Origin of the sequence: Solwaraspora sp. WMMD792, from assembly GCF_029626105.1 — a bacterium.
Classification (GTDB): Bacteria; Actinomycetota; Actinomycetes; order Mycobacteriales; family Micromonosporaceae; genus Micromonospora_E.
In genome coordinates this window covers 4839200-4852394 of record NZ_JARUBH010000009.1, presented here as the reverse complement: position 1 = coordinate 4852394, position 13195 = coordinate 4839200, and the positions used below count along the sequence as shown (strand labels likewise).

Annotated in this window: 14 protein-coding genes and 1 pseudogene; 11 read left to right on the top strand and 4 right to left on the bottom strand. The window is 71.3% G+C overall.

What is annotated here, in order from left to right; all coding sequences use genetic code 11:
- Positions 1-85: 85 nt before the first annotated feature.
- Positions 86-844 (top strand): annotated as a pseudogene (locus O7629_RS22580) (SDR family NAD(P)-dependent oxidoreductase); the annotation flags it as partial.
- 5 nt (positions 845-849) lie between these two features.
- Here O7629_RS22580 and O7629_RS22575 read toward each other — a convergent pair.
- The 3 genes from O7629_RS22575 to O7629_RS22565 form a co-directional block, all read right to left on the bottom strand.
- Positions 850-1257 carry a CoA-binding protein gene (locus O7629_RS22575; RefSeq protein WP_278171584.1) on the bottom strand — a complete coding sequence of 136 codons (408 nt, stop codon included), beginning with the start codon at positions 1255-1257 and terminating at the stop codon, positions 850-852.
- A 9-nt stretch (positions 1258-1266) separates the two neighbouring features.
- Positions 1267-2295 carry an Rv2578c family radical SAM protein gene (locus tag O7629_RS22570; protein WP_278171582.1) on the bottom strand — a complete coding sequence of 343 codons (1029 nt, stop codon included), beginning with the start codon at positions 2293-2295 and terminating at the stop codon, positions 1267-1269.
- A 73-nt stretch (positions 2296-2368) separates the two neighbouring features.
- A complete protein-coding gene (locus O7629_RS22565; protein ID WP_278171580.1) occupies positions 2369-3400 on the bottom strand; it encodes a LacI family DNA-binding transcriptional regulator in 1032 nt (343 codons plus the stop codon).
- A 320-nt stretch (positions 3401-3720) separates the two neighbouring features.
- Between O7629_RS22565 and O7629_RS22560 the strand changes: the two genes are divergently transcribed.
- Together O7629_RS22560 and O7629_RS22555 are read left to right on the top strand one after the other, a co-directional pair.
- On the top strand, positions 3721-4893 hold the full coding sequence (locus tag O7629_RS22560) for a Gfo/Idh/MocA family oxidoreductase (protein WP_278171579.1): 1173 nt from the start codon (positions 3721-3723) through the stop codon (positions 4891-4893).
- 91 nt (positions 4894-4984) lie between these two features.
- Positions 4985-5743 carry a sugar phosphate isomerase/epimerase family protein gene (locus tag O7629_RS22555; RefSeq protein WP_278174639.1) on the top strand — a complete coding sequence of 253 codons (759 nt, stop codon included), beginning with the start codon at positions 4985-4987 and terminating at the stop codon, positions 5741-5743.
- Positions 5744-5763: 20 nt separating this feature from the next.
- Here the strand turns inward: O7629_RS22555 and trxA are convergent, their stop codons facing one another.
- Positions 5764-6126 (bottom strand): thioredoxin, encoded by a 363-nt coding sequence (gene trxA, locus O7629_RS22550; RefSeq protein ID WP_278171577.1) that lies wholly within the window; start codon positions 6124-6126, stop codon positions 5764-5766.
- Positions 6127-6702: 576 nt separating this feature from the next.
- Here trxA and O7629_RS22545 point away from each other — a divergent pair.
- The 8 genes from O7629_RS22545 (at position 6703) to O7629_RS22510 (ending at position 13187) form a co-directional block, all read left to right on the top strand.
- Complete coding sequence (locus O7629_RS22545) at positions 6703-7362, top strand: RNA methyltransferase (RefSeq protein WP_278174638.1); 660 nt, start codon at positions 6703-6705, stop codon at positions 7360-7362.
- Positions 7363-7527: 165 nt separating this feature from the next.
- On the top strand, positions 7528-8226 hold the full coding sequence (locus O7629_RS22540) for a DUF6758 family protein (RefSeq protein WP_347403736.1): 699 nt from the start codon (positions 7528-7530) through the stop codon (positions 8224-8226).
- Between the two features lie 106 nt (positions 8227-8332).
- A complete protein-coding gene (locus O7629_RS22535) occupies positions 8333-8491 on the top strand; it encodes a hypothetical protein (RefSeq protein WP_199757972.1) in 159 nt (52 codons plus the stop codon).
- A gap of 6 nt (positions 8492-8497) precedes the next feature.
- Entirely contained in the window at positions 8498-9382 is an 885-nt protein-coding gene (locus O7629_RS22530) for a PH domain-containing protein (protein WP_278171575.1), read from the top strand.
- A gap of 103 nt (positions 9383-9485) precedes the next feature.
- Complete coding sequence (locus tag O7629_RS22525; RefSeq protein WP_278171573.1) at positions 9486-10124, top strand: SigE family RNA polymerase sigma factor; 639 nt, start codon at positions 9486-9488, stop codon at positions 10122-10124.
- A 142-nt stretch (positions 10125-10266) separates the two neighbouring features.
- On the top strand, positions 10267-11553 hold the full coding sequence (locus O7629_RS22520) for a hypothetical protein (RefSeq protein ID WP_278171572.1): 1287 nt from the start codon (positions 10267-10269) through the stop codon (positions 11551-11553).
- A complete protein-coding gene (locus tag O7629_RS22515) occupies positions 11550-12407 on the top strand; it encodes a PHP domain-containing protein (RefSeq protein ID WP_278171570.1) in 858 nt (285 codons plus the stop codon). The genes O7629_RS22520 and O7629_RS22515 overlap by 4 nt, the downstream gene beginning before the upstream one ends.
- Before the next feature lie 165 nt (positions 12408-12572).
- Positions 12573-13187 carry a MarC family protein gene (locus O7629_RS22510; protein WP_278171569.1) on the top strand — a complete coding sequence of 205 codons (615 nt, stop codon included), beginning with the start codon at positions 12573-12575 and terminating at the stop codon, positions 13185-13187.
- Positions 13188-13195 lie beyond the last annotated feature (8 nt).

The window sequence follows — 13195 nt, the reverse complement described above, 5'->3', positions numbered from 1 at the left end:
CGTCCCGTCCAGTCCGGACCGGGACGGAACCGATTCGGACCGGACGGCTCCGGACCGTGCGGCCGGGCCGGCACCCGAACTCGGCACGTTGCGTCTGGACGGCCGGGTCGCACTGGTGACCGGTGCCGGCAGCTCGGACGGGATCGGCTACGCCACGGCCAGAAGGCTCGGCGAGCTCGGTGCCCGGGTGGCGATCGTCTCCACCACCCGGCGGATCCACGAGCGGGCGGCGGAGCTCGGCGCGACCGGGTTCGTCGCGGACCTCACCGACGAGGCCGAGGTCGGCGCGTTGGCGGACGCAGTGTCCGAACAGTTGGGCGACGTGGAGGTGCTGGTCAACAACGCAGGACTGGCCAGTCGGGCCAGCCCGGAGGTGTTGCGGCCGGTGGCCCAGCTCACCTTCGAGGAGTGGCGGGCGGAGATCGACCGCAACCTCACCACCGCGTTCCTGTGCAGCCGGGCCTTCATCGGTGGGATGTCGGAGCGTGGCTGGGGCCGGATCGTCAACCTGGCAGCCACCGCCGGGCCGGTCAACGCACTGCCCACCGAGGCGGGGTACGCGGCCGCGAAAGCCGGCGTGGTCGGGCTCACCCGGGCGCTGGCGATGGAGATGGTGGCCGACGGCGTGACCGTCAACGCGGTCGCACCGGGCACGATCTACACGGCCGCGTCGACGGTCACCGAGCTCAAGCAGGGCATGGGTACGCCGATCGGCCGTCCCGGCACCCCAGACGAGGTGGCTGCCGCCATCGCCTTCTTCTGCTCGCCGGCCGCCTCCTACATCACCGGCCAGATGCTCGTCGTCGATGGTGGCAACAGCGTCCGGGAGGCCGAGTACCGCTGACCGGGTCAGCCGGCCCGGGTGAGGCCGCCGAGGGCCCGTTCGACGGCCGTACACCGGTCCTCGACGTAGTCGATGCCGGCCGCGGCGGCGATGTCGCGGGCGACCGGCGAGGCGATCCCGCTCTGCAGCCACACGGCGGGGGCACCGATCCGCACCGCGGCACGCACCACCTCGACGGCCTCCGGTACCGGCCGGAAGACGTTGACCAGATCGACCGGTACGTCGAGGTCGGCGAGGCTCGGGTAGGTCGGCTGGCCGAAGATCTCGGCGACGTGCGGGTTGACCGGGATGACCCGCCAGCCGTACCGGATGAGCTGCGCCGGCACGCTGTGCGCCGACTTCGCCGGGTCGCGTGACGCGCCGACGACGGCGATGGTTTGCGCGTCGGCCAGGATCTGTTGCGGAGTCCTCACCCGTCGAGCCTAGTTCCCGGTGGCACCGCCCGCCTCGTCGAGCCGCCGGGCGGCACCCGGCCCGGTGGGGGACAGGCCGTGCCGGCGAGCGGCCATCCGCACCCGGCCCACGACCTCCCGCTGGTACGCCTGCGGCAGGTAGGACCCGGAGCGGAACAGCGCCCGGTAACGCGGGACGAGATCGGGGCGGGTCCGGCCGAGCCAGGCGGCGTACCACTCGCGGGCGCCGGGACGCAGATGCAGCGGCAGCGGGGTGACGCTGACCGCGCCGGCCCGGGCGATCGCGCCGACGGTGGCCTCGATCGACTCCGCGTCGTCGGTCAGCCCGGGCAGGATCGGCGCCATCAGCACCCCGACGTCGAAGCCGGCGTCGGTCAACGCGCGGACCGTGTCGAGCCGTCGGGACGGGCTCGGCGCGCCGGGCTCGACCGCCCGCCACAGGGGCTCGTCGACGAACCCGACCGACATGGCCAGGCTGACCCGGGTGACCTGGGCGGCCCGGCGCAGCAGCGGCAGATCCCGCAGGATCAACGTGCCCTTGGTGAGGATGGAGAACGGATTGGCGGCGGCACTCAGAGCGTCGATGATCCCGGGCATCAGCCGGTAGCGTCCCTCGGCGCGTTGGTAGCAGTCGACGTTGGTGCCCATCGCGATCGGCCCGCCCGACCAGCTGGGCGCGGCCAGCTCCCGGCGGAGCAACGCCGCGGCGTTGACCTTCACGACGATCTTCGTGTCGAAGTCGAGGCCGGCGTCGAGGTCCAGGTAGGTGTGGGTGTTGCGGGCGAAGCAGTACGTGCAGGCGTGGCCGCAGCCGCGGTACGGGTTGACGGTCCACTCGAACGGGACGCGGCCGGAGCCACGCACCCGGTTGATGATCGACCGGGCGTGGATCTCGTAGAAGGTCATCCCGACGAAGCCGGGCGTGTCGAAGGTGCGCTGCACGGTCTCGGGCAGCGCCAGCGGCAGGGGCGGAGCCGCCGGCGCTGCCCCGGAAGGGACCTGCTGGTCGGGGGGAGCCGACAAGGTGTCCCAACGCATGGCCATCATTCGAACATGTGTACGACGCCGGAGCAAGTCTGCGCGCCGATCGGACCACACCCGTTCGCGCCGGTCAGATCACACCCGTCCGGGGCGGCCCGGCGCTGTCCCGGCGGACGAGCTCGGCGCCGATCTCCTCGATGAGCGGTGGGCGTGCCCCGCCCGGCGGCTGCAGCGCCAGCGTCATCGCCCGGGCGCCCATCTCGGCCAGCGGCAGCCGTACGGTGGTCAGCGCCGGCGTCACGTCCCGGGCGACCGGCATGTCGTCGAAGCCGACCACGCTGAACTGGTCGGGCACGACGATGCCGCGGGAGCGCAGCAACGCCAGCACGCCGATCGCCATCGAGTCGTTCAGCGCCGCGATCGCGGTCAATCCGGGCTCGGCGTCCAGCAGGCTGGCCGCGGTCGCGGCGCCACTGGCCCGGTCGAAGTCGGCGTACGCCACCCGCCGCGCCGGCAGCTTCTGGCCGTGTTCGCGGGCGGCCCGACGCAGCCCGGCGAGCCGGTCGGTGGTAGTGGTCAGCACCTTCGGCCCGGCGACGACCCCGAAGTCGGTGTGCCCGAGGGAGTAGAGCTCGGCGCCGAGCAGGTAGCCGCCCATCTCGTTGTCCGGCACCACCGCGTCGCCGGCATGCTCGTGCCGACCGATCACCGCCACCCGTCCGCCGGTGCGCTCGTACACCCGCAGCTTGCCGGCGAGCGTCGCGGTGAACGCCTCGTCGTGGTAGCCGGATCCGGCGAGGACGATCGCCGCCACCTGATGGGCGCGGAGCAGCTCGACGTACTGCAGCTCCTTGTCCGGATCCCGGTAGCTGTTGCAGATGATCACCAACCGGCCGTGTTCGGTCGCCACCCGCTGCAGGCCACGGGTGATCTCCGCGAAGTACGGGTCGGACACGTCGTGCACGATGACGCCGATCGCGCTGCGGTGCGACCGGGCCAGCGACTGCGCGTGGGCGTTCGGGACGTACTGCAGCTCCTCGACCGCGGCCAGCACCCGTTCGCGCAGCGCTTCGGTGACCGGTTTGCTGCTGCCGTTGATGATCCGCGAGGCGGTGGCCGGGGACACGCCGGCGCGTTTCGCGACATCGGCCAGTGTGGCCACGACCCGCTCCTTTCCCGGGCTCCCGCAGCGGAGTGGGAGCCGGCCAGGCCGGATGCTCGCGGCATTGCGCGCGGTCCGGAATGCTTGCGGTGAGGATAGCGTGACTGGCCGGTGGCGAGCCGGGAAAGCCCTTGCCGAACGCTGCGGAGAGGCAGTAGCGTACGCCGGAAAGCGCTTACCTCGCTCGGTCCGCACTACCTCGCTGACCTGCGCCAGACACCCACCGCTCCCGCCAGCACAACTTCCCGCAAGTACAACTTCTCGCCAGCACAGATCGCTAGGACAGATTCCCGCCACCACCACTTCGAAGGAGGCGAGGCATGGCCCGCACCACCATCGGGATCATCCTCAACGGCGTCACCGGTCGGATGGGATACCGGCAGCACCTGGTCCGGTCCCTGCTCGCCATCCGGGACCAGGGTGGACTGTCGCTGGCCGACGGCACCCGGTTGTGGCCGGAACCAGTACTGGTCGGGCGGAACGAGAACAAGCTGCGCGAACTCGCCGACCGGCACGGCCTCACCGAGTGGACCACCGATCTCGCCGCCGCGCTGGCCCGCCCCGACCTGCAGATCTATTTCGACGCGCAGGTCACCGCGCAGCGGGAGAAGTCGCTGCGGCTGGCGATCGAGGCCGGCAAGCACATCTACACCGAGAAGCCCACCGCCGAGGATCTGGCTGGTGCGGTCGACCTGGCCCGGCTGGCCGACGCGGCCGGGATCAAGCACGGCGTCGTGCAGGACAAGCTGTTCCTGCCCGGCCTGCGCAAGCTCGATCGGCTGGTCAAGGGCGGCTTTTTCGGCCGAATCCTGTCGGTACGCGGTGAATTCGGGTACTGGGTGTTCGAGGGGGACTGGCAGTCCGCGCAGCGGCCGTCGTGGAACTACCGGGCGGCGGACGGCGGCGGGATCACCGTGGACATGTTCCCGCACTGGCACTACGTGCTGGAGCAGATCTTCGGCCGAGTGACCTCGGTGACCGCGCAGGTGGCCACCCACGTCGACCGCCGCTGGGACGAGTCAGGTGAGCCGTACGACGCCACGGCGGACGACGCCGCGTATGGCATCTTCGAGATCGACCGGCCGGGGCCCGACGGCGGCCGGATCATCGCCCAGATCAACTCGTCCTGGGCGGTCCGGGTGTACCGCGACGAACTGGTGGAGTTCCAGGTGGACGGCACCGAGGGCAGCGCGGTCGCCGGGCTGCGCAACTGCCGGGTCCAGCACCGCTCGACCACGCCGAAACCAGTGTGGAACCCGGACCTGCCGGTCACCGAGGAGTTCCGTGCGCAGTGGCAGACGGTGCCCGACAACGAGGAGTTCGACAACGGGTTCAAGGCGCAGTGGGAGCTTTTCCTGCGGCATGTCGTCGAGGACGCCCCGTACGGCTGGGACCTGTGGGCCGGCGCGCGCGGGGTGCAGCTCGCCGAGCTGGGCCTGCGGTCGGCGCGCGAGGGCCGGCGGATCGAGGTGCCGGAGCTGACCGGTGAGTGACCCGTTCGCCGGGATCGAGGTACCGGCGGCCGGTGTCGGGCCGGCGCCGCCCCGGTTCGCGCTCAACGCGGCGACCACCCGACGCTGGCCGATGCCGGAGCTGGTCGCCGGCTGCGTCGCCGCCGGGGTCCGCGGGGTCGGCCTGTGGCGCGAGGAGACCGCCGCGTACGGACTGCGCCGGACCGCCGAACTGTGCCGGGGTGCCGGTCTGCCGGTCACCTCGCTGTGCCGGGGCGGCTTCTTCGGCGCGGACGACTGGTACGACGACAACCGGCGCGCCATCGACGAGGCCGCCGAGCTCGGTGCCCCGGTCCTGGTACTGGTCTCGGGCGGCCAGGACGGCCGAGATCTGGACGGTGCCCGGGCCCGGGTCGGTGACGCGGTGGGCCGGCTGGTTCCGTACGCGTTGCAGGCCGGGGTGACCCTGGCGATCGAGCCGTTGCATCCGATGTTCTGCGCCGACCGGTGCGTGGTGTCGACGCTCGGCCAGGCGCTGGATCTCGCTGAGCCGTACCCGCCGGAGGCGGTCGGCGTGGTGGTCGACACCTATCACGTGTGGTGGGACGACCAGGTGTGGGCGCAGATCGAGCGGGCCGGCCGGGCCGGTCGGATCGCCTGCTTCCAACTCGCCGACTGGATCACTCCGCTGCCGGCGGGGGTCCTGCTGGGACGCGGTCTGCCGGGCTCCGGCTGCATCGACCTCGGCAGGTTCGCCACGGCGGTGGACGCGGCCGGCTACACCGGGCCGGTCGAGGTCGAGGTGTTCCACGAGCTGGTGTGGCAGCGACCGGGAGCCCAGGTGCTGGCGGCCACGGTCGCGGGCTACCGGTCAGCGGTCGGCGACCGGTAGCCCGCCCTGGCCGTGCCCGGTCAGTGGTTGTGCGATGCCAGCTGCTTGCGAACGTCGTCCATGTCGAGCGCCCTGACCTGCTCGATCAGGGACTCCAATGCGGACTCCGGGAGCGCACCGGGCTGCGCGAAGACGACGACGCCGTCGCGGATGGCCATGATCGTCGGGATCGACCGGATGTCGAACTTGGCGGCGAGCGCCTGCTGCGCCTCGGTGTCCACCTTGCCGAAGGTGATGTCGGTGTGCTTGTCGGATGAGCGCTCGTAGACGGGAGCGAACCGTACGCAGGGTCCGCACCAACTCGCCCAGAAATCCACCAGGACGATGCCGTCGCCGGAGGTTACCTCGTCGAAGTTCTCGGCGGTTAGCTCAGCGGTTGCCATCGATGTCTCCGATCGCCAGATGTGGGGCCGTGATTCCCCGGTCTACCGTGGGAAACCGCTCTGCGTGCTACAGCATTCCCGATCGATACCTCGCGAAACGCGCCAGGCGGCGGTTACTCATCGTGATGGGAGCGTTTCCAGTCGTTTTCGCAGGTGGTGCGCGGTTTCGTCGAAAAGTAGCGGGGTGACTAGGGTAAACGCCACCGCTGGTGGATCGGTTGGATCTTCAATTCAACTACGCAGCGTAATGTAACAAAACGATAACTGTGACTTCCGTCTCCGCTCCTGCCCTTCCCGAGCCGGGGTGGGTCCGGCAGAATCTCTAAGCATCAGAGCGTGGACGGCGGGTGCCGGGGAGGGCCCCGCCGTTCATTGCGTCCAGGCCCGGAAACGAGGCCCGTCCAGGAGTGCGCGGATGCGCGGCCGGCGACCCGCCGGCGCCCCTGGGCCGTGATGTCCCGCATCCTGGCACCGGCGACGGGTCCGTAGGCTCTGCAGAGCGTGGAGCAGTGGCAGAGCGCAGCGCGGTCGGGTCCGCCGGTCGGCGACGGAGTGAGTGACGACGCCCGGACCGACGTGGCGCAGATCGGCGTCGGCCCGTGGCCCGGTGACTGGCCCTCGGACCCGCGTTACGACCCCGAACTGCTCGCCGCCGGGGACCGCCGCAACGTCGTCGACCGTTACCGGTACTGGCGCCGCGAGTCGATCGTCGCCGACCTCGACCAGCGCCGGCACTCGTTTCACGTGGCGATCGAGAACTGGCAGCACGACCTGAACATCGGCACGGTGGTCCGCAACGCGAACGCCTTTCTCGCCGCCGAGGTGCACATCGTCGGGCGGCGTCGGTGGAACCGCCGGGGTGCCATGGTCACCGACCGGTACCAGCACGTCCGCCACCACGCCGATATCGCCGGCCTGCTGGCCTGGGCAGGTCGGCTCCAACTGCCGGTCGTCGGGATCGACAACCTGGCCGGTTCCCGGCCGATCGAGACGGTACGGTTGCCGCGCCGCTGCGTCCTGCTGTTCGGACAGGAGGGCCCCGGTCTGTCCGACGACGCTCGGGCCGGCTGTGAGCTGCTGTTCTCGATCGCCCAGTACGGTTCCACCCGGTCGATCAACGCCGGGGTGGCGAGCGGCATCGCGATGCACGCGTGGATCCAGGCGCACGCCGGGCCGCCGCCGGACCCCGCCGAGACGCCGGCGGCGACCGGGCGGTGGCCGCGTCGACCGGGCTGAGGCGACGTCGACCGGTCGGTAGTGGCGGCGCGGACCGGCCGGTAGTGGCGAACGTCCTGGCCAGGTGGGGTGTACCGACCCGCGACAGAGGGAAAGAACGACCGAAAAAGCCGGTTCGCTTGACGGGGGAGCGGCCCGGCGAGCAACGTGGGTGGCGTGGGTGTGATGGTGAGCTGTCCTCGTTGCGGAGGCCCGGTGCGGCCGCCCGACCTGATGCACACCGAGTCCCGCTGTGACGGTTGCGGGCCGGTGCCCCCGCTGCACGTCGCCGAGCACATCGGGGCTGAGATCGTCGCGAGTGTGGCGCACCGGCTGCTGGCCACCGCTGGGCCGGGCCGGGCCGCGCCGGTGCCACTGTGGGCGATCTGGCCGCTGCTGCCGGGCTGGACGTTGACCGGTGTCGGCTGGGTCGGCGACGACCGGGAGGCGGTCCGGGCGACGGTCACCGCGTTCAGTGGCCCCGCTCCGGTCTCCGGCGGGCCGGCCGATCTGGTGCTGGTGGCCGAGGAGCCCGGGGTGGGTCTGGGCACCAGGTTCGCCGGACTGCCCGGCCCGGATCCCGGGCAGCTACTGACCGGGGTGCTCGGTGACCAGCAGACCGCCGGCGGGGGTCCGGGCGGCGGCGGTCCGCACGCCAAGTTGCGGGCCGGCGGACATCCGACTCCCTTGTGGTCGATTCCGGCCGAGCCGGACCGCTGTGCCTACGTCGGCGAGGCGCGCGGCCTGTGGCTGTACGCAGTGGCCTGGCCGGCGAACGCCGGCTACCTGCTGGCCGAGGAGATCGTCCTGCACGACCTGTCCGAGGAGGTGCCGACCGGGATCGTGTACGGCGCGCCGTCGCCGTACCTGCACGGGAAAGCGTGAACACCTTTTCCCACGATCAACTACACCACCGCGGGACGATGGGCTGATATTCTAGTAACGCCGGGACGAGCGTCGCGGCGCGCCACACGGAGGGGGATGGCCCGCAATGGTCAAGAAGGTCCTCACCTGGGGCGGAATCGCGTTCCTGATTTTCTTCGTCGCGTTCCGGCCCGACTCGGCGGCCGACGTGTTCAAGTCGGTGGGCGGCGGCATCGTCGACATTGCGCAGGGGTTCGGCGACTTCTTCACCAGCCTCGTGGCCTAGTCGTCCATGGGCAACCCCTCCGAGCCCCCCGACGCTGACGACGAGGCCGCACGCCGGCGCCGTCAACGCGACACCGAGCCGATTCCGCAGATCCGTCCGGAGGACGGCCCCCACTTCGGTGCGGGGCCGTCCTACGGGGACGGTCCGGCGTACTCGGATGGCCCCGCGTACGCCAGCAGCGCCGGCTACGGCGGCCGGTCCGGCGGCGGCACCCGCCAGGTGCCCGACGAGCCGATCATCAGCTATTCGCCGCCGGACATCTCCGCCGACGAGCTCGCCGGCCTCCAGGTCGACGCCTCCGGCATGCCGGTGCAGCCACGCCGGGTGCTGCCCCTCGAGGACGAGCCCACCTCGCTGGTCGCGCGGTATCTCTTTCCCACCGAACGCTACCGGGGCGAGTGGAAACGGCACTGGATCCACCTGTCCACCCCACTGCTGATCGGGGTGGTCGCGACCTTCGTCCTCGGCTACTTCTCCGGCTTCCTCGCCGGTCAGGACGTCGGCGGCCTGACCACGGTGGCGGTGCTGCTCTGGCTCGGTGTGCTCGGCTGGGTCGGCTGGAAGATCGCGGACTGGTGGTTCGACCGCTTCATCCTCACCAACAAGCGGGTGATGGTGGTCAACGGCATCGTCACCCGTAACGTGGCGATGATGCCGCTGCTGCGGGTGACCGACATGAAGTACGAGCAGTCACCGCTCGGCCGCTTCCTCAACTACGGCACGTTCATTCTCGAATCGGCCGGCCAGGAGCAGGCGCTGCGCGAGGTCAAGCACCTGCCGAACCCGAACGAGCTCTACCTCCGGGTGGTCGAGGAGATGTACGAGCCGCAGGCCGTCGAGGCACGGTTGAGCAAGGACGAAGCCGCCGCCAAAGCGGAAGACGGAGCGTGACGGCGTCGCGGTTGTGTCCTTCCGCCCGGCCCCACCACCGGTCGGTCCGACCCCGACGGTGTCCCGTTCGGCGTACCGTGTCCGGTGACGGGGGAGGTAGCCGATGACGCCCAGCAACTCCGTGGAGGAGGACTTCCGCGAGTTCGTCGCATCCCGCTCCGGGGCGCTGCTGCGTACCGCCTATCTGCTCGCCGGTGACTGGGCGACCGCCGAGGACCTGCTGCAGACCGCGCTGACCAAGACGTACCTGGCCTGGAAGCGGCTCGGCCAGATCGAGGCGGTGGAGCCGTACGCCCGCCGGGTGCTGGTCAACACCGCGACCAGCTGGTGGCGTCGGCGCTGGCACGGTGAACGTCCCACGGAGACGCTGCCGGAACGGGCCGGCCCGGATCTCATCCAACAGCAGCTGGAGCGGGACGTGCTCTGGCGCCATGTCAAGGCGTTGCCCGCCCGACAACGTGCGGTGCTGGTGCTGCGCTACTACGAAGACCTCTCCGAGGCCCAGACCGCGGCTCTGTTGAACATCTCACCGGGCACGGTGAAGAGTCAGACCTCCCGGGCGCTCGGCACGCTGCGCAAACGGCTCGCCGCCGAGGAACCACACCTTGTTCCGGCCACAGTCGCCCCGGCCGTCGCCGCATCCCGCTCGGCCCGGCCCGCCGTGGCGGTGCCGACCACCGCCCGTCCGCTGCCGGCACCGACCCAGGCGGCACCGGTGCGATCCACCAGAGTAGTGGTGTAGCGAACCGGTGACTTCCTTCTCCAGGCCGCCCAGCGACGGTTGCTCCAGGCCGCCCAGCGACGGTTGCTTCAGGCCGCGCGGCGACGGTTTCTCCGGGCCGCCAGGCGACAACCTTCCACCGACACGGCGGCGTCCATCTGTCGTGGCGACCGACGACCTTGAGCGAGCGCTGCGGCAGTGTCTGAGCGACCAGGCCGTTGACCCGCCTGCGGTCGCCGATCTCGCCGACCGTGCGATGCGCCGGGCCCGCCGGACTCGTCGGGCCCGCAACGGAGCTGCTGCGGCGTTCTGTCTCTGCCTGTTCGCCACTGCCGGCGTGGCCGGTGGCCATCTGCTGCTCGTTGACAGCTCGGAACCGCCGGCCCTTGCTGAACCGCTGATGGTGACCGGCGAGGACGTCGCAGCGAGCACCCCGGCCGCTCCGGCTGCCCCGCTGCCGTTCAGTGAGGACCTGCGCAGTCAACCGCTGGCCGCCACCCAGGCACCCCCGGTCGACCTCGTGGTGGCCGGCGAACTGCACACCGTCGACGGCCAACGGATGGACCTCGCTCAGGTCGGTGGCGTCGCCCAGGCCAGCCGGTTGACGGACGGTTGGCTCGTCGTTACCGAGACATCGGCCGACGGTGCGGCCGGAGTGTGGTTCGTGGCACCCGACACCACCCCGCAAGTGGTGCTGGCCGGTGTCGACGCGGTCGCGGTCGATCCGGTCGGGACCCGGATCGCCTGGCTGCACGGCGCCGAGTTGGCGGTGGCTTCAGTAGTGCACGGCGAGCTGGCCGGCACCAGACGCGGTCGAGCACCGGAGCAGAGCCGGCCGGTCGGCTTCGCCGGCGACGCCGTACTGCTGGAACGCGACGGCGGCGGCGAGCGGCGCCGCGGCTACGGCGTCTGGCGGCCCGGCCAGGGTGAGTCCCGGACCAGCTGGAGTGAGACCGCCAGCGTCGTGTACGGCGTGTTGCCGGACGGGCAGACCGTCGTCGCTCAGGTGCACGACGCGTCCGGCGGTCCCTGCCTGGCCCTGCTGGACATCGAACAAGACCTCACCGCGGTGAAGACCGCCTGCACGGTGCCGTTGACCGGCGACGGCCGGGGAGCGGTCTCCGCGGACGGCAGGTGGCTGGTGGCCAACGGGGTCGCGGACGCGCGGGTGGCCAGCGAGCCCGAGCTGGCCCTGCTCGTAGACCTGAACCAGGTCTTCGACGACCAGATCGGCGCGGTGCGGGAAGCCGGGCAGCGGCTTGCCGGCAGCACCGTCTGGGTGGATCATGACAGCGTGGTGCACGCTGCCGGCGCCGACCAGCTGGTCCAGATCAACGTGGACCGGATCAGCGCCGGCCAGGGTGGTGCGGTAGAGCACATCGCCGTACCGACCTCGGCCGCCATCGACGCCGAACCGGTGCTGGTCGCCGGTGCCCCGGACCGCAGATGACCGTCGACAGCCGGATCGACCTGCACACCCATTCCACCGCCAGCGACGGCACGGTCGACCCGGCGGACCTGGTCCGGCAGGCCGCCGCCGCAGGTCTCGCGGTGCTGGCGCTCACCGACCACGACACCACCGCCGGCTGGGCACCGGCGGCTGCGGCCCGCCCGGCCGGGCTCACCCTGATCCGCGGCGCCGAGATCTCCTGCCGGTGGTACGGGACCGAGCCGTCCATCCCGCTGCACCTGCTCGGCTACCTGTTCGATCCGACCTACGGCCCGTTGACCGCCGAGCTGGACCGGATCCGGGCAGCCCGGACGGTACGCGGCGAGCGCATCGTCGATCAGCTGCGCGCCGACGGCTTCGACATCAGCTGGGACGCGGTGCTCGGCTACGCCGCTGGCGGCTCCGTCGGCCGGCCGCACATCGCCCAGGCCCTGATCCGGGCCGGCCTGGTCGCCGACACCGACGAGGCGTTCCGGCCGGAATGGCTCGGCCAGCGTTACCGGCTGCCCAAGGACGACCTCGACGTCTTCACCGCCGTCCGGCTGGTCCACGAGGCAGGCGGGGTCACGGTCTTCGCCCACCCGGCCGCGACCAAGCGAGGACGGACCGTGCCGGACAGCATGATCGCCGACCTGGCAGCGGCCGGGCTGACCGGCCTGGAGGCCGACCACTCCGATCACCGGCCGGACCAGCGGGCACACGTACGCCGGCTCGCCGATGAGCTCGGGCTGGTCGCGACCGGTTCCTCCGACTACCACGGCAGCCACAAGACGGTCCGGTTGGGCGAGTACACCACCGCCCCGGCAGCGTACGAACGGCTGGTCGCGGCGGCACACGGCGTACCACCGATCTGATCTGACCCCGACCAGGACCCGGTCCGGACCCCGACCAGGACCCGGGTCCGGACCCCGACCAGGACCCGGGTCCGGACCCCGACCAGGACCCGGGTCCGGACCCCGACCAGGACCCGGGTCCGGACCGGTCCGGGCCGGCGATTCGTCGGTCACTAGGTTGACCTGGTGGACTTCAAGCTGTTCGGCGAGGTCTTCGTGACCCTGCTGGTGATCACCGATCCGCCCGGCATGGTGCCGATCTTCCTCGCGCTCACCGGAGCGTTGCCGGTCCGGGAACGCCGTCGGGCCGCCTGGCAAGCGGTGGCGCTGGCCCTCGGCGTGATCGTGGTCTTCGCGGTCGCCGGGCAGACGCTGCTCGCCTACCTGCACATCGAGTTGCCGGCGCTGCAGGCCGCCGGAGGACTGTTGCTCATTCTGGTGGCGCTGGAACTGCTCACCGGCAAGGCCGACGACCCGGGCCAGCAGTCGACGTCCAACATCGCGTTGGTCCCGCTGGGCACCCCGCTGCTGGCTGGTCCGGGCGCGATCGTGGCGACCATGCTGTTCGTGCAGCGTGCCGAGACCGCCGCCGACTATCTGGCGATCGCGCTCGGCATCGTCGCGGTGATGGTGGTGGTCTGGCTGACGTTGCGGTTCTCCGGCGGCATCGTCAAGGTGCTCCGGCCGGGCGGCATCGAGGTGCTGACCCGGATCGCCGGCCTGCTGCTCGCCGCGATCGCCGTCCAGTTGATCGCCGACGCCGTCGCCGCCTTCGTCCGCTCCTACGTAGCCGCCGGCTGACCGTCGGC